This window comes from Pseudomonas sp. P179, from assembly GCF_000478485.2.
GTDB classification, from domain to species: Bacteria; Pseudomonadota; Gammaproteobacteria; order Pseudomonadales; family Pseudomonadaceae; genus Pseudomonas; species Pseudomonas aeruginosa.
Map to the genome: position 1 here is coordinate 5322943 of NZ_KI517354.1, position 19028 is coordinate 5341970.

At 68.5% G+C, this 19028-nt stretch carries 20 protein-coding genes; 8 read left to right on the forward strand and 12 right to left on the reverse strand.

The genetic code is table 11. The annotated features are described in order from the left end of the window. Nucleotides 1-3: 3 nt before the first annotated feature. The 8 genes from HMPREF1224_RS36840 to HMPREF1224_RS36875 form a co-directional block, all read right to left on the reverse strand. Nucleotides 4-750, reverse strand: coding sequence for a class I SAM-dependent methyltransferase (locus HMPREF1224_RS36840; RefSeq protein ID WP_003112447.1), 747 nt, complete (start codon nucleotides 748-750; stop codon nucleotides 4-6). Beyond that, nucleotides 747-2114, reverse strand: coding sequence for a hypothetical protein (locus HMPREF1224_RS36845; protein ID WP_010793930.1), 1368 nt, complete (start codon nucleotides 2112-2114; stop codon nucleotides 747-749). The genes HMPREF1224_RS36840 and HMPREF1224_RS36845 overlap by 4 nt, the downstream gene beginning before the upstream one ends. Beyond that, nucleotides 2111-2989: a phytanoyl-CoA dioxygenase family protein gene (locus HMPREF1224_RS36850; protein ID WP_003120545.1), complete on the reverse strand. Its 879-nt coding sequence runs from the start codon at nucleotides 2987-2989 to the stop codon at nucleotides 2111-2113. Before HMPREF1224_RS36850 ends, HMPREF1224_RS36845 begins: the two co-directional genes overlap by 4 nt. Then, nucleotides 2986-3600: an alpha/beta fold hydrolase gene (locus tag HMPREF1224_RS36855; RefSeq protein ID WP_003133668.1), complete on the reverse strand. Its 615-nt coding sequence runs from the start codon at nucleotides 3598-3600 to the stop codon at nucleotides 2986-2988. The genes HMPREF1224_RS36850 and HMPREF1224_RS36855 overlap by 4 nt, the downstream gene beginning before the upstream one ends. Beyond that, nucleotides 3594-4856: a hypothetical protein gene (locus HMPREF1224_RS36860; protein ID WP_010793931.1), complete on the reverse strand. Its 1263-nt coding sequence runs from the start codon at nucleotides 4854-4856 to the stop codon at nucleotides 3594-3596. The genes HMPREF1224_RS36855 and HMPREF1224_RS36860 overlap by 7 nt, the downstream gene beginning before the upstream one ends. After that, entirely contained in the window at nucleotides 4853-6673 is a 1821-nt protein-coding gene (locus HMPREF1224_RS36865; protein WP_010793932.1) for a non-ribosomal peptide synthetase, read from the reverse strand. The genes HMPREF1224_RS36860 and HMPREF1224_RS36865 overlap by 4 nt, the downstream gene beginning before the upstream one ends. A gap of 719 nt (nucleotides 6674-7392) precedes the next feature. Further along, nucleotides 7393-8550, reverse strand: coding sequence for a murein transglycosylase A (locus HMPREF1224_RS36870; protein ID WP_003082509.1), 1158 nt, complete (start codon nucleotides 8548-8550; stop codon nucleotides 7393-7395). Nucleotides 8551-8645: 95 nt separating this feature from the next. Continuing rightward, a complete protein-coding gene (locus HMPREF1224_RS36875; RefSeq protein ID WP_003082510.1) occupies nucleotides 8646-9539 on the reverse strand; it encodes a LysR family transcriptional regulator in 894 nt (297 codons plus the stop codon). A gap of 84 nt (nucleotides 9540-9623) precedes the next feature. Here HMPREF1224_RS36875 and HMPREF1224_RS36880 point away from each other — a divergent pair, with 84 nt between their 5' ends. Then, the gene (locus HMPREF1224_RS36880) at nucleotides 9624-10403 is read left to right on the forward strand and encodes an NAD(P)H-dependent oxidoreductase (protein WP_003112444.1); all 780 of its coding nucleotides are present in this window, start codon (nucleotides 9624-9626) and stop codon (nucleotides 10401-10403) included. Between the two features lie 9 nt (nucleotides 10404-10412). On the opposite strand, the gene HMPREF1224_RS36885 is transcribed toward HMPREF1224_RS36880, so the two are convergent. Beyond that, the gene (locus HMPREF1224_RS36885; protein WP_003082512.1) at nucleotides 10413-11039 is read right to left on the reverse strand and encodes an NAD(P)H-dependent oxidoreductase; all 627 of its coding nucleotides are present in this window, start codon (nucleotides 11037-11039) and stop codon (nucleotides 10413-10415) included. A gap of 105 nt (nucleotides 11040-11144) precedes the next feature. Here HMPREF1224_RS36885 and HMPREF1224_RS36890 point away from each other — a divergent pair, with 105 nt between their 5' ends. Both HMPREF1224_RS36890 and HMPREF1224_RS36895 read left to right on the forward strand, forming a co-directional pair. Beyond that, a complete protein-coding gene (locus HMPREF1224_RS36890; RefSeq protein ID WP_003133652.1) occupies nucleotides 11145-11753 on the forward strand; it encodes a TetR/AcrR family transcriptional regulator in 609 nt (202 codons plus the stop codon). Nucleotides 11754-11791: 38 nt separating this feature from the next. Continuing rightward, nucleotides 11792-12640 (forward strand): aminoglycoside phosphotransferase family protein, encoded by an 849-nt coding sequence (locus HMPREF1224_RS36895; RefSeq protein ID WP_073654787.1) that lies wholly within the window; start codon nucleotides 11792-11794, stop codon nucleotides 12638-12640. Between the two features lie 76 nt (nucleotides 12641-12716). Here the strand turns inward: HMPREF1224_RS36895 and HMPREF1224_RS36900 are convergent, their stop codons facing one another. Together HMPREF1224_RS36900 and HMPREF1224_RS36905 are read right to left on the reverse strand one after the other, a co-directional pair. Next, the gene (locus HMPREF1224_RS36900) at nucleotides 12717-13067 is read right to left on the reverse strand and encodes a hypothetical protein (RefSeq protein WP_003082515.1); all 351 of its coding nucleotides are present in this window, start codon (nucleotides 13065-13067) and stop codon (nucleotides 12717-12719) included. Between the two features lie 109 nt (nucleotides 13068-13176). Further along, nucleotides 13177-13983 carry an AraC family transcriptional regulator gene (locus tag HMPREF1224_RS36905; protein WP_003082516.1) on the reverse strand — a complete coding sequence of 269 codons (807 nt, stop codon included), beginning with the start codon at nucleotides 13981-13983 and terminating at the stop codon, nucleotides 13177-13179. 133 nt (nucleotides 13984-14116) lie between these two features. Here HMPREF1224_RS36905 and HMPREF1224_RS36910 point away from each other — a divergent pair, with 133 nt between their 5' ends. From HMPREF1224_RS36910 to HMPREF1224_RS36925, 4 genes are read left to right on the forward strand one after another with little or no spacing between them, the layout of a single operon-like run. Beyond that, a complete protein-coding gene (locus HMPREF1224_RS36910; RefSeq protein ID WP_003082517.1) occupies nucleotides 14117-14314 on the forward strand; it encodes a DUF1656 domain-containing protein in 198 nt (65 codons plus the stop codon). Between the two features lie 12 nt (nucleotides 14315-14326). After that, complete coding sequence (locus HMPREF1224_RS36915; protein ID WP_003112442.1) at nucleotides 14327-15235, forward strand: efflux RND transporter periplasmic adaptor subunit; 909 nt, start codon at nucleotides 14327-14329, stop codon at nucleotides 15233-15235. Beyond that, nucleotides 15235-17274, forward strand: a complete 2040-nt coding sequence (locus HMPREF1224_RS36920) for an FUSC family protein (protein ID WP_003112441.1) — start codon at nucleotides 15235-15237, stop codon at nucleotides 17272-17274. The genes HMPREF1224_RS36915 and HMPREF1224_RS36920 overlap by 1 nt, the downstream gene beginning before the upstream one ends. Beyond that, a complete protein-coding gene (locus tag HMPREF1224_RS36925; protein ID WP_003107483.1) occupies nucleotides 17271-17528 on the forward strand; it encodes a DUF2790 domain-containing protein in 258 nt (85 codons plus the stop codon). The genes HMPREF1224_RS36920 and HMPREF1224_RS36925 overlap by 4 nt, the downstream gene beginning before the upstream one ends. A 21-nt stretch (nucleotides 17529-17549) precedes the next feature. On the opposite strand, the gene HMPREF1224_RS36930 is transcribed toward HMPREF1224_RS36925, so the two are convergent. Beyond that, nucleotides 17550-18053 (reverse strand): thioredoxin family protein, encoded by a 504-nt coding sequence (locus HMPREF1224_RS36930; protein WP_003107482.1) that lies wholly within the window; start codon nucleotides 18051-18053, stop codon nucleotides 17550-17552. Between the two features lie 191 nt (nucleotides 18054-18244). Between HMPREF1224_RS36930 and HMPREF1224_RS36935 the strand changes: the two genes are divergently transcribed. Continuing rightward, nucleotides 18245-19027 carry an AraC family transcriptional regulator gene (locus tag HMPREF1224_RS36935; RefSeq protein WP_003082522.1) on the forward strand — a complete coding sequence of 261 codons (783 nt, stop codon included), beginning with the start codon at nucleotides 18245-18247 and terminating at the stop codon, nucleotides 19025-19027. Nucleotide 19028: the final 1 nt, after the last annotated feature.

A 19028-nucleotide genomic window follows, 5' to 3' on the forward strand; every position in this document is an offset into this window, starting at 1 on the left:
TCCTCAGCGATTCAGCGCGGTGAAGGCGTGGATGTCGAAGTTCACCGCCACCTGCGGCGCGCTCTCGATCTCGCGCACCGCGGCGATGAAGCGGTCGGCGTAGTCTTCGCCGCCTTCCTGCTCGATGTAGCGGGTCACGTAGCTGGTGGAGAGGAAGAACAGCGCGACCTCCTCCGGGCTGAGGAAGATGATGTTGGCGAACACTTCGCGGCGGCAGTCGCGCAGGTGCGGGCAACTGCCCATGATCTCCAGGGTGTCGTCATAGCGGGTCAGGCGCGGATCACGGTGTTTGGCCCACTTGTTCACCAGTTCGTGCTCGATGAAGTCGCGCAGCGGCCCGTAGGCGATCGGGAAGTCGTACTTGTAGGCGCAGAACAGCCCGCCGGGGGTCAGCCAGTCGGCCATGCGCGTCAGCACCTGCTTGCGGTCCATCCAGTAGAAGGAGGTGGCGCTGGTGACCAGGTCGAAGCGGCGTTGCGGCGCGAAGGTTTCCGCCGGCGACACGCTGAAGCGGATCTCCGGGTAGTTCTCGCGGGCCTTGGCGATCAGCGCCTCGCCCAGGTCGCTGCCTTCCACGTAGCGGAACCAGGGTTGCAGGCGGACGGTCGAGACGCCGTTGCCGCAGCCGATGTCCAGCGCCGCTTCGCGTGCCGGGGCGCGTTCGGCGAGGTTGCGGTAGAGCGAATCCGGATAGGCGATCTTGCCGCGGACCACGTTGTAGGCGTCTGCGTGCTTGTCGAACTGCTTCATTGGGTAATCTCCAGTAGGCTCTCGTGGTAATCGCCCTTGTGGACGAAATTGATGTAGGTGCCGCTGCCGCCGAGGTAGCGGTAGCTGTGCTCGACGCCGGCGGGGATGAACACGCTGGCCGGGCTCTGCAAACGGCGCAGTTGGCCGCCGAGCAGGACTTCCACCTCCAGGCCGCGGTAGTCCTCGTCGCTGCCGAGGAACAGGAACACCGAGTCGCAGTTGTGCGCGTGGCTGTCGACGTGGCCCGGCCCGCCGTCGCCGACGTCGTGGAACTGGCGGGCGATGAAGTAGAACGGCGAGCCGTCGAGCAGGCGCCGGTCGAGCATGACGAAGCGCTTGCCGGGGCCGTGGCGGTGGTACTTCAGTTCGCTGGCGGATTTCTCGAAAGGCGTGAGGAACAGGGATTGGCGGTGCATCGGCGTGTAGCGTTGCAGCGAGACGCGGCCGTTGATCAGTTCCGGATCGAAGGCGCTGTAGGCGTCCTGGTTTTCCTGCATGGCCAACTGGTGCAGGCGGGCGACATGGACGAAGGCGTTCTCGCCGACCACCGGGTGCATCGGCGAACGCTTGATCCGGCTGTGCGCCTCGACCAGCTCGGAGACCGCGAGGACGTTCTTCAGGTTGAAGCGGTCGGCGGCGAACTTGGTGTGCAGCAGGGTCAGCAACTGGAAGGTGTCGGTGATCCCGGCGCGTTCGCCGATCCCGTTGCAGCTCGCCGAGTGCCACTGGACCCCGGCCTGGATCGCCGCCAGGGTATTGCCCAGGGCCAGGCCGCGGTCGTTGTGCACGTGGTACTCGAAGACCACGTCGGGGAACTCGTGGCGCAGCAGCGAGAGCACGTCGAAGGTCTCGTCCGGCAGCAGGATGCCGACGCTGTCGGCGAAGCAGATGCGATCGGCGCCGGCGTCGCGCGCGGTGGCGATCATGCTGACCAGGTCGCTGACCGAGGTGCGCGCGGCGTCTTCCACCGTGGCCCGGACCCGCAGGCCGCGTTCGCGGGCGTAGCGGATCGCGTCGTGGAACAGTTCGAGCACCTCCTCGCGGCTCATGCCCTTGAACTTGGTTTCCAGCGAGATCGCGTTGATCGAGGCGAACAGCCCGACCCACTGCGCACCGGTTTCCAGCACCGCGTCGATATCCTCCCGGCGCGCCCGGGCGTGGGCCAGCACCGGCGTGGAAACCGCCGCCACCACGGCGCGTACCCGCTCGCGTTCGTCCGCGGAAATCCGCGGGTGGCCGCACTCGATCATATCCACCCCCAGCGCCGCGATTTCCCTCGCCAGCTGGACCGACTGCGCGCTGTCGAAGCTGCACTGGCGGGCCTGGCACCCCTCGCGCAGGGTGCAGTCGATGACCCGGATCATCGTCTCGCTCCCGCGTCCGAGGCCGACAGCGTCGCCAGCCGCGGCTCCCTGATGAAGTCGTGGATCTTCGGCGCATGGCCGAACTGGCGGGAGAAACGGGCGAGGAAGGTGACCATCTTCAGCGAGTAGTCGCACAGCTGCGGAAGATAGTGGTCGAGGTTGTCCTCGGTGATTGCTTCGTCCGGGAACACGCTTTTCAGGTTGGAAGCGATCCAGGTTTTCATGCTGTCCTCTCGATTCAGTTGGTGGAATTCGTCGTCCTCGACGAAGACGATCGGCATGCCGATGCGCAGCTCGCCGCTGCGGTTGTTGTGGCTGCCATGTGCGGTGCGGGCGGGCCAGACCAGGACGTCGCCGGCGTCCAGCTCGGCATCCACCAGTTGCTCGCGGGAAATGCCGTTGGCCTGGAGGTCGATGCACTTGAACATCGGGTAGGCGAGGTCGAACTCGTGGGGGAAGATCGTGCGGTCGTCGGGGTAATAGAACATCCCACCGTTGTCGTTCCGCGACGGGGTCAGGGCGACCCAGAAGGTCTGCGCGCTTTCGTAGCGCTTCTCCCATAGCGCGATGTCCTGGTGCAGCGGGATGTAGGACTCGTCGGCGTGGCGCTTGATGAACGCCGCGTGGCGCAGCAGGCGCGGCTTGCGCAGATGGTCGCGGACCAGCGCGTCGAGCCCGGAGCGGGCGAACCAGTCGTCCCAGAAGAGCGGGTCGTGGCGGTGCAGGTTGCGCACCTTCTTCGCCTCGCGGCGCTCGTCGTCGGCGATGTCGAATTCCGGTTCCAGCGCCGGGTCCGGCCGCTGCGCCGCGGCGAGGATCCAGTCCAGCGCCTGTTGGCGCAATTGCGGGGATACCACCTGCCGATAGTGTTTCATTGGACGGACTCCTTGCTGACGGTGTGGACGATGAAATCGATCACCGCCGGGTCCTGCAGGGCCAGGTGGTGCGGACGCTCGCAGGGGAAGGTGTCGAGCTGCTCGATCAGGTCGCACCAGCGTTCGGCGGCCGGGTCGCGGCCGGCGTCGTCCCGGCAGCGCACCCAGCTGGCGCGGGCGAGGCGATGGCGGGGCTGCCAGCGGCCGAACAGCTCGACATTGCGCAGCAGGACCTCTTCGCGCAGTTCGCCAAGCTCGCTCATCAGGGCGATCCATTCGCGCATCTCGGCGCTCAGCCAGCGCTGGTATTGCTCGCTCGGCGGCATTCGCCGCAGGGCCGGCCAGGGCAGGTGGCTGTCGATCATCAGCAGGCGGCTGGCCGGCAACTGGCGGGCCATCTCGTAGCCGACCAGGCCGCCGAAGGAATAGCCGATCAGCCAGTCCGGTTCTTCCGCCAGGCCGTCGAGTACCTGGCTGGCGAGGGCTTCGATGCTGGCGTAGGCATCCAGCCGGTGGTAGTCGACCGGCCGGCAGTCCGTTGCGCCGAGGCGTGCCAGCAGCCCGCGGAAGCAGCTCGGGTGGCCGATGAAGTCAGGCAGCAGGATCAGCATGGGCGCAGCGCCTCGGCCATGGCCGCCGCCAGCGCCAGGGTCCGTTCGCGGCCGAAGCGGCTGGCCAGGCTGGCGTCCCAGCCGCCGTCGTCGCGCCGGACCAGGGTCAGGGTCAGCGGCAGGCGGCTCTTCAGTGTCGGCCGGTGGATGAACCCGGCGCTGCGGAACGGCTGGTCGATGACATTGATCATCACCTGGGCGTCGGCATAGCGCAGTCCGGCCCGTTCGGCGATGGCCTCTGCCGGCAGCAGGCTGTGCTCGAAGGCCTCGAGCCTGTGTCGTTCGAAGGTGTCCTCGGCGGTCGCGGCGTCCAGCAACAGCGGCACCAGGTTCAGCCAGCAACCGGAAACCGCCGTGCCTCGGCGACTGCGCAGGCTGACCGGGGTCAGCGCCAGGACCTTGCCGGTGGCGCCCTGGCTGGCCAGGGCGAGAGCCAGGGCGCAGGCGAGCCGGGTCAGCAGGGCGGCTTCGCCGCCTCCTGGCGTGGCAGCCAAGCGGAAATCCTCGCAATGGCTGGCGAGCTCCGCCCAGGGCAGGCTCGCCAGTTCACGGAACGCCTCGCCGCGCTCGCTCCAGTAGTCTTCCAGCCTGGTCCTGCGCTCGCGCAGCTGGCGCTCCAGGCGCCATTGCTGCTGGAGGAATCCGAACTCGGGGGCCGCCGCTTCGGTCGTGGGGTCGGCGTTGAGCACGGCCAGGCGGGCCAGCAGCACGCTGGCGAAGTCGGCGTCGGCGACCAGGTGATGCAGCCAGACGCCCCAGCGCGCACGTCCTCCGCAGCGCCCGTGGAACAGTCGCAGCAGGCCGCGCTCGAACAGGGAATGCGGGCGTTGCAGCAGCGCTGCGATGAGCGTGTTTTCGTCGGCGAAGGGGCCGACTTCCAGCGCCGGGCTCTCCTCGGGCTGCCCGTGGACGACCAGTTCGAAACCTTCCGCGCCGCTGTCCACCTGGCTGTCGAGCAACGGGAACTCTTCGCGCAGGCGCCGCCCCAGGCGCGTCAGGTCGGATGCCGGCACCTCGGCCGGAGCCAGGTAGCAGAGGCCGAAGCGGGTCAGGTCGGCGCCGAGCAGCTCGCTGAAGACCATCCCGCAGGACCAGGGCGACAGGTCGACGCGCAAGGACTGCGCGGCCTCATCCGGCATCGGTTGGTGCCGCAGGCGGTCGCGCTCGGAGGGGGACAGGCGGTGCCAATCGCCGACCACCACCAGGTGCTCGCGGAACCAGTGGTAGCGCACCTCCGCGGAGAGACCGACGTTCATGCCGCGCTCCTCGACAGCACCAGCGGCTGCTCCGGCGTCGCCGCCCGTTCCAGCAGACGCTCCGGCGCCAGGCCGTGGCTGCGCAGGAGACGGCTGAACTGGTCGAGGCGCGAGTTTGCCTGCAAGTCGGCGAGTCCCAGGTTTGCTCCCGCACCCGCCGATTGACAGAGGGCGACCAGTTGCAGGGCGAGCAACGAGTTGCCGCCGCAGAGGAAGAAATCCTGGTCGGCGGCGCCGACCTCGCAACCCAGCAATTCGCTCCACAGCTGCGCGCAGCCGCGTTGGTCGGGATCGAGCGCGCTGGCGCAGCGCTCCAGCGGTTCTTCCAGGCGGCGCAGCAGGGCGGCGCGGTCCAGCTTGCCGTGCGCCGTCAAGGGCAAGGCCTCGACCCGGACGCAGGCATGCGGGCGCTGCCAGGTGGGCAGTTGGCGGAGCAGGGCCTGCGGGCTGGCGTCGGCTTTTCCCGTCCAGGCGCAGAGCAGTTGCTTGACGCCGTTGCGCTCGCGGACCAGCAGGGCGCAGTCGAGGATGCCCGGCTGGCGGCGGAAGCGCTGTTCCAGGGCGGGGAGGTCGAGGCGATAGCCGTTCAGCTTGACCTGGCCATCGCCGCGGCCGATGAAGCGCAGCCGGCCCTGCTCGTCGTAGCGAGCGCGGTCGCCGGTACGGTAGGCACGCAGGAGGCGGCCGCGATAGGGCAACTCGACGAAGCTGGCGCGGGTGCGCGCCGCATCGTTCCGATAACCCTGCGCCAGGCCGGCGCCGAAGGCGACGATCTCCCCGGCCCGGTCGGGCTCGGCGATCTCCTGTCCGTGCTCGTCGAGCAGGAGCACCGCGGTGCCGGCGATGGCCTTGCCGATGGGGATGTCGTCTTCCTCGAGGTCGTCGTCGGTGACGACATGGCAGCAGGTGAAGGTGGTGTTCTCCGTCGGTCCGTAGCCATTCACCAGGTGCAGTCGCGGATGCCGCAGCAGCGCCCGGCGCACGTGCGGCACCGAGAGGATGTCGCCGCCGGTGAGCAACTGGCGAAGGCCGCCGAGACAGTCCGGGTCGAGGTCCACCAGGGTGTTGAACAGCGAGGCGGTGAGCCAGGCGCTGTCGGCTCCGCGCTCGCCGATCAACTGGCGCAGCACGCCCGGGTCGAGGGGGCCGAGGTCGTTCAGCACGCAGCAGCCGCCGTTGAGCAGCGCACCCCAGATCTCCAGGGTCGCCGCATCGAAGGACAGCGGCGAGTTCACCAGGAAGCGCATCTGCGGAGCGAACGCGAGGAACGACTGGCCCAGGCACAGGCGGGTAATGCCGGCGTGGGTGCAGGCGATGGCTTTCGGGCGGCCGGTGGTGCCCGAGGAGAAGTTGATGTAGGCGATCTGGTCCGCCGCGAAGCATGGCCGGGCGACCGAGGCTGGAGCGGCAGGCAGGTGCCTGACCGGGACGCAGGGAAGACCGTTGGCCGGCGTCGGCGTGGTCGAGCAGTCGAGGATCAGGCGGCAATCGACCTGCCGGCACAACTCTGCATTCCAGGCCGCCGGTTGTTTCAGGTCTATATATAAGTAGTGATGGCCGGATAACAGTATGGCGAGCAGGCAGGTAATGCTTTCCCGAGAATATTCGCCGTACACTCCAAGACAAACTCCCGGCTGCGGATAATGCTCGAGAAGATAGTCTGAAAGTTGTTCGGCGCTATCCAGGAGTTGCCGATAGTCGACACTTCCGAAACGGTCCCTGATGGCTTCGCGATGGGGATGAAGCGCTGCCATTTCGCTGAAGCGGGCCACCACCGTCGGGTGCGCGTACAGGTCGAGCAGGGAGTTCTGGGACATTCTGGCAATCGCCTTTTTTCGAAAAAATGAGTCCATCTGCCGGCTTCTTCGGCTAAATGAAGGATTTTTGGTTTTTCGCGAAGACGGCGACCGAGTCTTCCCGGGCTCTGCCAGTCGTCCGCCGCCCACCGGCTCGCTCACGCGAGCGGCAAGCGTCGAGGCGCCTTGCCCGGAAAAACCGTTATGGAAATACGGAGTGCCGTCGACTCAAGGGCAGTCAACTGCTGCCATGCAGTCTTATCGTCAGGAAAGAGAGAAAGGCGATGAGAATGGATTCACGGTCACGCATTGCACTTCCACCTTGCGTTGGTTTTCCGAAGTGTTTCGCTGTGTGTGTTTTTATATGTTTCGTGGGTATTTAAAATAAGATACAAATTTCCCCTCACAACTATGAGAATTGGTAGTTGGCGAAAGGGCGCCATGAGGGGCGTCGAAGCGCGCCGGCTGATGGCTTTTTGCCGAGGCAGGCGGCCGCGGCTACGCCTGCCGGGGGTAGCACGGACAAGTGGTTTCGGGGGGCCTGGCCGCTGCGGCGAGGCGCGGAGGTCCGGCTGGCGCGGCGATCATCACAGAAGATTCTGCGGCGTCATTCATCGTTTGAATGGTTGCTGCCGCAAGCGCGCCCGGCGCCGTCGATGCTGGTCGGCGGTGTCGGGCGCTCGCTGGCGTTGCGTTGGCCAGCCGTCCCGGCCGGGTGCGTCGGCACCGGCCGGAGGTTTTCAGGAGGCGGGCAGCGGCGCACCCTTGGGCCATAGCAGCCAGAGCCGGCCCGGCTGCTTCATGTGTCCGGCGAGTTCGCCGGCGGCGTCGCCGGTGCCCCAGAACAGATCGGCGCGGACCTCGCCGACGATGGCCCCGCCGGTATCCTGGGCCGCCACCGGACGGACCACCGCGCTGCCGTCGTCAGGGCGGGTGGTGGACAGCCACATCAGGCTGCCCAGCGGAATCACCTTGCGGTCGATGGCCACGCTGTAGCCGTCGGTCAGCGGTACGTTCAGCGAGCCGCGCGGACCTTCGTCGCTGTCCGGGCGCAGGCTGAAGAACACGAAGCTGGGATTGCTCGCCAGCAGTTCGGAGACCCGCTGCGGATTGGCCTCGGCCCAGTCGCGGATGCGCTTCATGCTGATCTCTTCCTTCGGCACCAGGCCCTGCTCGACCAGCCAGCGGCCGACCGGCTTGTACGGGTGGCCATTCTGGTCGCCGTAGCCGATCCGCAGTTGCCGGCCGTCTTCCAGCTGGATGCGCCCGGAACCCTGGATCTGCAGGAACTGCAGGTCCATCGGGTCGCCCAGCCAGGCGAGCACCGGCGCGCTGGAGCCGTTGTCGCGGATCGTCGCGGCGTCGTCGTAGGGTTTCAGCACCCGGCCTTCCAGGCGTCCGCGCAGGCGCTTGCCCTTGAGTTCCGGGTAGACGCTTTCCAGCGCGACCACCACCAGGTCGTCCGGTACGCCGTAGACCGGCACCGGGGTTTTTTCGCCCTGGCTCAGGCTGCCGTGGTAGACCGGTTCGTAGTAGCCGGTGATCAGGCCCTGGTCGCCGTTGCTGGAGGAACGCAGGCTATAGACCTGCATCCGCTCCTGGAGGAACGCGCGCACCGCCGTCGGATCGGCGGCGACCGTCGTGGCGCTCGCACAGGGCTCGCCCCATACCGGGTCCTTGGCCAGCCGCGCGCAGGCCGAGCGCCAGGCATTGAAGCCGGCGAGCAGGTCGGCGTCGCTGGTGGCCGGCAGGGCGTCCCAGGGCACGCTGTTGTAGGTGGTGACTTCGGCGGGTTTGGGCGGGGGCTCTTTCTTGCCGTCGTCGCATGCCGTCAGCAGGGCGGCGAAAGGGAGCGCGCAGAGCAGCAGGCGGCGCCAGGGATGGAACGGAAACTTCACGCCAAGGACTTCCTGGTGGTGGATCGAAGCCCGCTAGCTTGGGCAAAGCGCGACGGTGCGTCAAACCGCGGCGACGACCGAAGCGTATCGCCGCGTTACACCGAGGCGGCGATGAGTTCGCGCAGCCAGCGATGGGCCGGATCGCGGTGCGAGCGCTCGTGCCAGAGCATGGCCAGGTCGTAGCCGGACACCTCCAGGGGCGCCTCGACCACTCGCAACCTGTCGCGCTCGCGTACCAGTCGCGACGGCAGCAGCGCCACCAGGTCGGTGCTTTCCAGCACCGCGCGGAGGAACAGGAAGTGCGGCACCGACAACGCCACCCGGCGTTCCGCGCCGAGTTCGGCGAGCGCCTGGTCGGTGGGACCTAGGAAGCCGCCGCCGTCGGGCGAGACGATCGCCTGCTCGAGGCGGCAGAACTGCTTCAGCGTCGGTCGCCGACGCAGCCCCGGATGCCCGGCGCGCCCGGCCAGCACATAGCGCTCGCTGAACAGCCGGCGACAGCGCAGTCCCGGCGGCGCTTCTTCGAGGGTGTGGAAGGCCAGGTCGATCTCGCCGCGTTCCGCCTGCCTGACGATTCGCGTCGGCGCCAGCTCCAGCACCGCCAGGCGGCTGCCCGGCGCCTGGCGGCGAAGACTGGCGAGGATCGGCAGGAGGATCGCCGACTCGGCGTAGTCGGTGGCGGCGACGCGCCAGGTATGCCGTGACTGCGTCGGATCGAACGGCGCGGCCGGCGCCACCGCCTGCTCCAGGGCTTCCAGGGCCAGGCGTAACGGCTCGCGCAGCTCCTCCGCCCGCGCCGTCGGGCGCATCCCGCGCGGGCCGGGAAGCAGCAAGGGATCGTCGAAGATCGCCCGCAGCTTGGCCAGGTGCACGCTCACCGAGGGTTGGGAAAAATTCAGGCGTTCCGCCGCGCGCGTCACATTGTGTTCGGTGAGCAGCACGTCGAGGGTCACCAGCAGGTTCAGGTCCAGTCGCCGGAGATTAATCATCCATATACCTGGAATTTCGGATATTCATTTCAACTATATCCGGCGATGGCCGATCCTGCGCCCACCTTTTGCCGGAGACCCGCCATGAACGTACTCATCGTCTATGCCCATCCCGAGCCGCGCTCCCTCAACGGTGCGCTCAAGGACTTCGCGGTCGCCCGCCTCGAGGCGGCCGGCCATGCGGTGCAGGTTTCGGACCTCTACGCGATGGGCTGGAAGGCCGTGCTCGATGCCGGCGACAGCCTCGAGCGCGAGGCCAGCGAACGCTTCGATCCTTCCGCAACTTCCCTGCGCGCCTTCGAGAACGGTTGGCAGAGCGTCGACATCGCCGGTGAGCAGGACAAGCTGCGCTGGGCCGATACGCTGATCCTGCAATTCCCGCTCTGGTGGTTCAGCATGCCGGCGATCCTCAAGGGTTGGATCGATCGCGTCTATGCCTGCGGCTTCGCCTACGGGGTCGGCGAACATTCCGACAGCCACTGGGGCGACCGCTACGGCGAGGGCCGGATGCAGGGCAAGCGGGCGATGCTGGTAGTCACCGCCGGCGGCTGGGAGTCGCACTACGCCGCGCGCGGTATCAACGGACCGATGGACGACCTGCTGTTCCCCATCCACCACGGCATCCTGCATTACCCCGGCTTCGAGGTATTGCCGCCGTTCGTCGTCTATCGCAGCGGCCGGATCGACGCGGAGCGTTTCGCCGCGCTGAGCGAGCAGTTGGGCCGGCGCCTCGATGACCTGCAGCGCGCTGCGCCGATCCCGTTCCGCCGGCAGAACGGCGGCGACTACCTGATCCCGGCGCTGACCCTGCGCGACGAACTTGCCCCGCAGCGGGCCGGTTTCGCCATGCACCTGGCCGAATGACCCCGGGGGTCAGGCCTCCAGCGGCTGCGCCTGGGCGGCCCCCTGCGCGCCGCGTGCGGCGAAGAGCTGGCTGCCGATGTGCAGGGCCTGGTCCAGATGCCGGATCGGATCGGCGCTCTCCGACTCCAGCAACAGTTCGGAACGGACCACCCGTGCGCCGCAGTAATCGAAGATGCCATGGTCGATCTGGGTGCGCATCGCCCCGGCGTAGCCGTGCCGCTCGAAGGTGCCGGCATCGGCGCCGCCGACACCGACCAGCACCACGCGCAGGCGCTGCAGCTTTTTCCGCAGGTCGCCGCCGATGCTGTAGTCGAAGGCCCAGCCATTGGAGAACACGCGATCGATCCAGCCCTTGAGCAGGGCCGGCATCGACCACCAGTAGATCGGGTAGACCAGCACCAGGGTATCGGCGCGATCGATGCGCGCCTGCTCGGCGAGGACGTCGGCGGGAGGCGACGCCTGGCCGCGATGCACGGCGTGGTCGGCCAGGCCGAAGCGCGGCTCGAAGCCTTCCGCCGCCAGGTCGGCGGTTTCCGCGGAATGACCGGCGCGGACCACGCCTTCGGCGATGCGCGCGGCGAGGGCGTGGGTGAGAGAGCGGGGATGATGATGAGCGACGACGATCAGGGCATGCATGGGCGAATTCCTCCGGGAATTGCGGGAAGGGGGGCAAGTCGATAGTCTGGGTAAAACCTACTTTCCGTAGGTTACCTTTAGTAAGTTACTTTTAGTAGGTTATCTATGTCAATGCACTCCCCAGACGACCCGTCGCCACGCCGCCGCCTGTCCCGCGACGAGCGCCAGCGCCAGTTGCTCGAGGTGGCCTGGCGGCTGGTCCGCGAAGAAGGTACCGAGGCGCTGACCCTCGGACGCCTGGCCGAGCAGGCCGGGGTGACCAAGCCGGTGGTCTATGACCACTTCGGCACCCGCGCCGGCCTGCTGGCGGCGCTCTACCAGGATTACGACCTGCGCCAGACGGCGCTGATGGAGGCTGCCCTGGAAGCGAGCGAGGCGACCCTGGAGGGGCGCGCCGACGTCATCGCCCGCGCCTATGTCGACTGCGTGATGCAACAAGGCCGGGAGATTCCCGGGGTGGTCGCGGCCCTCGCCAGCTCGCCGGAGCTGGAGCGGATCAAGCGCGACTACGAGGTTCTCTTCATGGACAAGTGCCGCGCCGTGCTGGAGCCCTTCGCCGGCGGCGGACGGCTGACCGTCGCCGCTCTGCGCGCAATGATCGGCGCCGCCGAAGCGCTGTCGCACGCGGCCGCCACCGAAGAGATCGCCCCGGAAGAGGCGCGGCGGGAACTGTACGAGGCGATCGTGGCGATGGTCGCGCGGAGTCGTCGGTGAAGGAACCGCGTGCCCTGGAGGAATATCGCCGGGCGATAGTGGCGGCCTGTCCGGAGCTGGCGGACGCCACTTTCGCCATCCTGGCCTCGGGCTGGCATTCCACGGCGGTGGAGGTCGGAGGGCGCTGGGTGTTCAAGTTTCCGCGCGGCGCGGAGGCCGAGGCGGCGCTGCTGCGCGAGGCCGCCGTGCTACGCCTGGTGCGTCCGGCGGTGAGCCTGCCGGTGCCGGCGCCGCAGGTGTTTGCGGGACCGCCGCTGTTTTCCCGCCACGAGAAACTGCCTGGCGGTTACCTCCTGGGCGAGGACTACCGGCGCCTGGACGAACCCGCACGGCAGGCGGTCGGCGATGCGTTGGGGCGCTTCTACGCCGAGCTGCATCGACTGCCACCGGCGCGCATGCGGGCGGTTGGAGCCTTGCCGGTGCGTCCCTGGGAGTCGCCTGCGGCGATGCGCAGGCGCGCCTTGCCGCTGCTGCCTGCGGCCTGGCGCGAACGCGCGGAACGCTTGGTGCGGGAATATGCCAAGCTGCCTGCCGATCCGCTGGGTTCGATCTTCGGCTTCTTCGACGGCCATGGCTGGAACATGGCATTCGATAGCGAGGCCGGGCGGCTGAACGGTGTGTACGACTTCGCCGACGCGGGCATCGGTCCGCTGCACCAGGAATTCATCTATTCCGCGTTCATCGATGCCGACCTCACCGAGCGCATCGTCGCCGCCTACGAGCGCTTCAGCGGTCGGCGCCTGGAGCGTCGGCGGATCGCCTTGCTGACGGCGGCGCATCGGTTGTCGGAGCTGGCCGAGCTGGCCGACGAGCCGCGCCATCTGCCGGACATGCTCGCCGGCGCCCTCGACGGCCTGGCCCTGGCGGAGGCGCAGGGCCTGGCCTGATGAGGGGACGTGCGGTCGTGCTGGGCAGGACGGATATGCCCGCGTGCGGACATCCGCCGCGAAGTACCGCTACCGCTCAGAGATAGGCTTGCGCGCGGCGCCGCGAGCGCGGCATGCGGTTCTTCCCGGACAATTCGTTGAGACGCGCCTGCCAGGCCTTGCGGGCGGCATCGCGGTCCTGGCGCTGCGCGGCGGCGAGCCTGGCCTCGGCTTTCGGCCGCGGCGCGGCCTTGTCGATCACTGGCGCAGCGGCGGTGGGGGTGACAGGGGCACTGGCCGGAGCGGCGTTTTCCTGGGCCTGGGCGAAGGCGTTGGTGCGCCGGCAGGTCTTGCAACTGACCTGGCCGACGTCGCTCGAGCCGTTCACGTTGCTGTCGCCGCGCCCGCAGGCTGCCTGGCCGGATTCGCTCAAGAAGTGCGTAACCATCTGATCCTCCTGGAGAAAAAAGGGCGGCATTATTCCCAGAAGTGCCTTCGAGTGCCAGCCTCGGGGGAGAACAGCTGACGAACTGCAAGACCTTTCCGTCGACCTTCGTTCAGTCGGCTGGCCGCCGCATGCTGTCGCGCACGTAGCGGGCCGGGGGGCTGCCGAGCGCCTTGCGGAACATGCCGATGAACGAGCTGACCGACTCGTAGCCGAGGATCTCGGCGGTGCGTTGCACCGAAACGCCGGCGGACAGTTGCTGCAGGGCGATGATGATCTGCAATTGCTGGCGCCACTGGCCGAAGGTCATGCCGGTCTCCCGGCGCACCATCCGCGCCAGGGACCGCTCGCTCATCGCCACTCGCCTGGCCCATTCGGCCATGCTGGCGCGGTCGCCGGGGGCGCGGGTCAGTTCGTCGGCGATGCGGCGCAGGCCGCGGTTGTCCGGCAGCGGCAGGTAGAGCTGTTCGGTCGGCGCCTGTTCCAGGAGTTCCAGCAGCACCCCGGCGAGACGTGCGAGCGGGCCGTCGTGCGGATAGTCCTGCGGTTGCGCGCTCAGGTGCAGGATCAGTTCGAGGACCAGCGGCGACAGGGCCAGGGTGCAGCAGTCGCTCGGCAGGCGTGCCGCCCCCGGCTCGACGAAGAGGAAGCAGACCTTGCCGTTGGCGGTGACCCGGTTGCTATGGGCGATGCCGCCGGGAATCCACACACCGAACCCGGCCGGCACCATCCACAGGCCATCGGGCACCGTGCAGGTGATGCCGCCGCGGCAGGCCACCACCAGCTGGCCCTTGCGATGCCGGTGCACCGGCACTTCGGTGTCGTTGTGCCGGGCCTCCAGCTGCAGGGCCAGGGCCGGCTGGCCGAGCGCGTCGGGATCGAAGCGTTGGGCGAGGTAGGTCTGCGGTTCACGGCTCACGGCAGGTCCTGTGGTTGTCCGAATTCGATTATTTTCTGGCTGAGTAGTCGATATTTGCAAATCGCCACGACCCGTAGCCTGTGCTCCTCAACCCGACAGGAGCGGCCGACCGCTCCGCGCCCTCGATACCCTGGTGCCCTGCATGCTGAGCGAAGTCTCCGTTTCCGGCCTCTACGTGCCGCCATTGTTCCTCTACCTGTGCCTGGCGATGCCGCTCTACCTGCTGCTGGAGCGCCTCGCCTGGCGCTGGCTGGAATGCGCCTGGCATCCCGGCCTGCTGCGTTTCTTCCTGTCGTTCATCGTGCTGTCCGTGCTGGTGCTGAAGTTCTGAGCCGAGGTCCCCATGTCCATCGTTCGTCTTTCCAAGGTGGCTGCGACCTTCGCCTGCGGCCTGCTCGCCCTGTGCCTGGCGTTGCAGTTGTGGCAAGCCTACGTGCTGGCGCCCTGGACCCGCGACGGGCGGGTCAGCGCGCAGGTGATCCGCATCGCGCCGGAAGTCTCCGGCAGCGTCGAGGCGGTGTTCGTCGCAGATAACCAGCGGGTGGCCCGCGGCGATCCGCTGTACCGCATCGATCCGCGCAGCTATCGCCTGGCCGTGCGCCAGCGCGAGGCGGAGCTGGAGCAGGCGCGGGAAACACTGCGCCAACGTGACGAGCAATGGCGCCGACGCATGCAGTTGGCCGGCGCGGTTTCGCGCGAGGAGGTCGCCAACGCCGGTCGCGCCCTGCGTATCGCCCGCGCCCGCGCCGAGGCCGCCGGGGCGGCGCTCGACCAGGCGCGGCTGGACCTGCGGCGCAGCGAGTTGCGCTCACCGGTGGACGGCTATGTGACGCAGTTGCGCGTGCAGCCCGGCGATTACGCGGCGGCGGGCCGGACCAACATCTTCATCGTCGATCGGCGAAGCTTCTGGGTCACCGGCTATTTCGAGGAAACCAAGCTGCGCAATGTACAGGTCGGCGCGCCGGCGACGATCAAGCTGATGGGGTTCGATCCGCTGCTCGACGGCCATGTCGCGAGCATCGGTCGCGGTGTCGCCGACCTCAACGAAAGCCGTGCCGACAGCGGCCTGCCGCAGGTCAGCCCGAACTTCAGCTGGATACGCCTGGCGCAGCGCGTGCCGGTGCGCATCGAACTCGACCGGGTACCGGCGGGCGTGGTGCTTGCCGCCGGCATGACCGGCAGTGTCGAGGTGCTGCAGGCGGGGACCGCGCGGCACTGGCGGCTGACCCGCTGGTTGCAGGAGTACCTTTGATGGCGGCGTCTGCGTCCGGCGGGCGCGATTGGTACGCGGCGTTGCCGTTGCCCTGGCGGACCGACAGCCTGGGCTACGTGCTGCGCAGCATCGGCGCTGCCGCTCTGGCGCTCGGCCTGGGACTCTACCTGCAACTGGATTCGCCGTTTTCCGCGGCGTCCACTGTGCTGTTGCTGATCAATCCGGTGCAGGGGGCGGTGGTCGGCAAGGGCTGGTGGCGCGCCGTGGGTACCCTGGTCGGCACGCTCGCTGCCTTCGTCCTGACCGCGCTGTTCGCCCAGAAGATGCTGCTGTTCGTCGTCGCCCTGGGTTTCTGGCTGGGTCTCTGCGTCGGCGTCATGAGCCTGGTCCGGCACTTCTACGCCACCGCCGCGGTGGTCGCCGGCTACACCGTGTGCCTGGCGCTGGGACCGGCCATGGTCGAGCCCGAGGCGGCCTTCGAGCACATCGTCACCCGCGCCTCGGCGGTAATCGTCGGGGTCTGCTGCCTGAGCCTGGTGACCGTGCTCTTCAGCCGCAGGACCGTGTCCGGGCGGGTGCGCCAGCGTCTCGTCTCGCTCTGCGCGGCGACGCTGGCGCTGGTCGCTGCGCGGCACGCCGGTGCGGCTGACGGGGAACTGGAGCGCCGTCGCCGGACGCTGGCCGGCGAGGTCTACGCGGTAGACGACCTGCTGGGCGTCGGTCGCGCCGAGTCGCGGGTGCTGAGCGCTGCGCTCCCGGCGATCCGCGGTGGCCTGGCGGCGCTGTTTTCCACGCTGATGGAGTTCCGCTTCGCCGGCGAGACGCATTGGGCCCGGTGCTTGGCGGAGCGCGGACTGGCGCTGCCGATGGCCGACGACCTGCGCCTGCTGGGCGGCCAACTGGAGCGCGGCGAGCTCGACTTCGCCGGCGCCGCGCGACGGCTCGCGAGCTTGCGCGGTCGCCTGGCGGCGATTCGGCGCGGACTTCCGACAGACCAAGCGGATGCCTGTCGCGAAGGGCTGTTCATGGAGCGTCTCGACGAGCAACTGGATGACCTGCAGGCCGCCCTGCGGGGGTTCGCCCGGCTCGACGGCCGGGCCCCCGCCGACGTCCGCCCAGCGGCCTTCCATCGACATTACCGCGAGGCCTTGCGCAACGGCGCGCGAGCCTGGCTGGCGATGCTGGTCGGCGGCGCCCTGTGGTTCCTCAGCGGGTGGGACCAGGGGCCGACCCTGCTGGCGGTGCTCGGCCCCTACTGCACGCTGCTGGCAGCCTCGCCCTTTCCCGCCGAGGGCACGCGCAATTTCATTCGCGGCACGCTCTACGCGATACCTGCCGCATTGCTCTGCAAATTCCTTCTGCTACCGCTGATCAACGGTTTTCCATTGCTGCTGCTGTGCCTCGCCTTCTTCTGGTCGTTCGGTATCCAGGCCACCACAGTGCCCAGGCGGGCGTTGCAGGGAATCGCCTACCTGATCGCCTTCAACACCCTGGTCGCCACCGGCAATCTCGCCCGCTTCGATTTCGGCGACTTCGCCAACCAGTCCTGCGCCTGGGTGCTGGCGCTCTGCATCAGCCTGCTGGTCTACCGCCTGCTGCCGAAGGACCTGGAACGGCATTCGGCGTCACTGCTCGACCATCTGCGCCGCGAGACCCTCGCCTTGCTGCGTCGTCGCGCCGGTTTCGACGCGCATGCCTGGCAGGCCCGCCAGCAGCATCGCATCGCCCAGCTGGGCGCGCTGCATGGCATGGAACATCCGCGCAGCGCGCTGGCCCTGCGCCTGGGCTTCGTATCCCTGCAACTCGGCCGCGAGTCGCGGCGCCTGTGGCGCGCCCTGGCCGGGCTCGACCCGGCCGCCGCGGAGGCGCGGTGGATCGAGCGCGCACTGCGAGCCATCGCCGTCCGCCATCGCGATCCGCCGCTCGCCGCGCGGCACGCACGCCGTGCCGGCGCCCGCCTGGCGGCCGCCGGCGAGTGGCGCCTGGCCGCGATCCTCACCGACCTCGCCTGGTTGCTCCGGGCCTATTCGCAAAGCGTCTCGTCCGACGGGGCGCAGCATGGAGAAAAGACCTCATGAAAACCTCGTTCTTGCTGGCCTTGCTGCTGTCCTGCTGGTCCCAGGTCCAGGCGGCGGACGACGACGGGAAAGAGTTGCCGCCGATCGAGCGCTACGACTACGGCATGCCGCTGGACATCGAGCGGGTGCTTTCCGTCACGCCGGTGCCGGCCACCTGTGGCGTGGTGCCGCTGGTGATGCTCTACCGCGACAGCGCCGGACGCCTACATCGCTTGCAGTACCGAGGCCTTGGCGCGGGCTGTTCGCGGCACTGAGAAGCGGGCGCAGGCGCTGTCTCAGCGCGCCGCGCCTTCGATGATCGCCAGGACGTCGCCGATGGCGTGCTCCAGGTAGTCGCCCGCCTTGTACGCCGCAAGCGCCTGCGGACCGCCGTCGAGCACCGCCTGCGGCCGTTCGACGAAGCGTCCGAGCAGGTTGAACTCCTCGTCCAGCACCAGTACCAGCGGAATCGCGATTCGCTCCAGCGCCAGGCGCTGGCGCAGGTCGTCCTCGGCGCGGCCCTTGGAAATGATCGCCAGCTCGATGTTCGGTTGCAGGCGCTGCGCGAAGTCCAGCGCGGCCAGGTTGATCTGGCAGTCCGGGCACCACATTTCCCCGGCGACCAGCAGGCGATAGCGCCGTTCGATGCGTTGCAGGCGTTCCGTCAGGGCGCTCGGCAGCCCGTTGCTTTCCAGCTTCTGCCGGAACCGCGCGACCGCGCCCTGTTCCGTGGCCAGGCCATGGCCGACGAAGGCGGCGAAGTCTTCTCCGATATCGAACAGTTCCGCGTAAGAGGCCATGCTGGTTTCGCTCCTGTGCTTGGGGAGGGATGGCGCGGCGGATACGCCAGGCAGTCGCGCCACGCCGGGGCGGCCAGGGTAGCGCGCTCGCCGCGTCGCGGCGAGCGCCGGCGTGCTTCGCCGGGACTGGTCGTTAGCATGGCGCGGCTGGTAAAAAGACAGCGCCCCCACTGCCCGCCAAGGCCCGCCCGATGCTGATCGACCTGCCTTCCACCCGTCCGGTCTTCGCCTATGCCCAGGATTATCTCCACGGCGAGCGCGTCGAGCTGCACCGGCATTCGCGCGCGCAATTGATCCATGCGCTCAGCGGGGTGGTCACGGTCGGCACCGCCGAGGGCACCTGGGTGGTGCCGCCGGGACGCGGTGTCTGGTTGCCGGCCGGTATCGAGCATGCCCTGCGTTTCGCCGGCCAGGTGCGCATGCGCACCTTGTTCATCGCCCCGCAGGCGCGCCACGACCTACCGCGGGACTGCCGGGTGGTGGACGTGCCGCCGTTGCTGCGGCAATTGATCGTCGCGGCGATGCGGATCGCCCCGGACTACCCGCCGGGTGGCCGCGACGAGCGGGTGATGGAGCTGATCCTCGATGAACTGCGGGTGCTGCCGATCCTCGCCCTGCACGTGCCACAGCCGGTCGATCCGCGACTGGCGGCGCTGTGCCGCAGCCTGCGCGCCGAGCCGGCCGCCGACTGGAGCCTGGGCGATGCCGCGCGTCGCCTGGGCGTCAGCCCGCGGACCCTGACCCGCGCCTTCCAGCGCGAAACCGGTCTCAGCTTCGTCCAGTGGCTGCGGCGCATGCGCCTGCTCGCCAGCCTCGATGCGCTGGCGGCAGGGCACTCGATCCTCGAGGTCGCACTGGACCTCGGCTACGACAGCCAGAGCGCCTTCAGCGCCATGTTTCGCCGGACCCTGGGCGTTTCGCCGAGCCTCTATTTCGGCCGCGGCGCCGCCTACGGAGTGGCCGAGGGCGACTGAG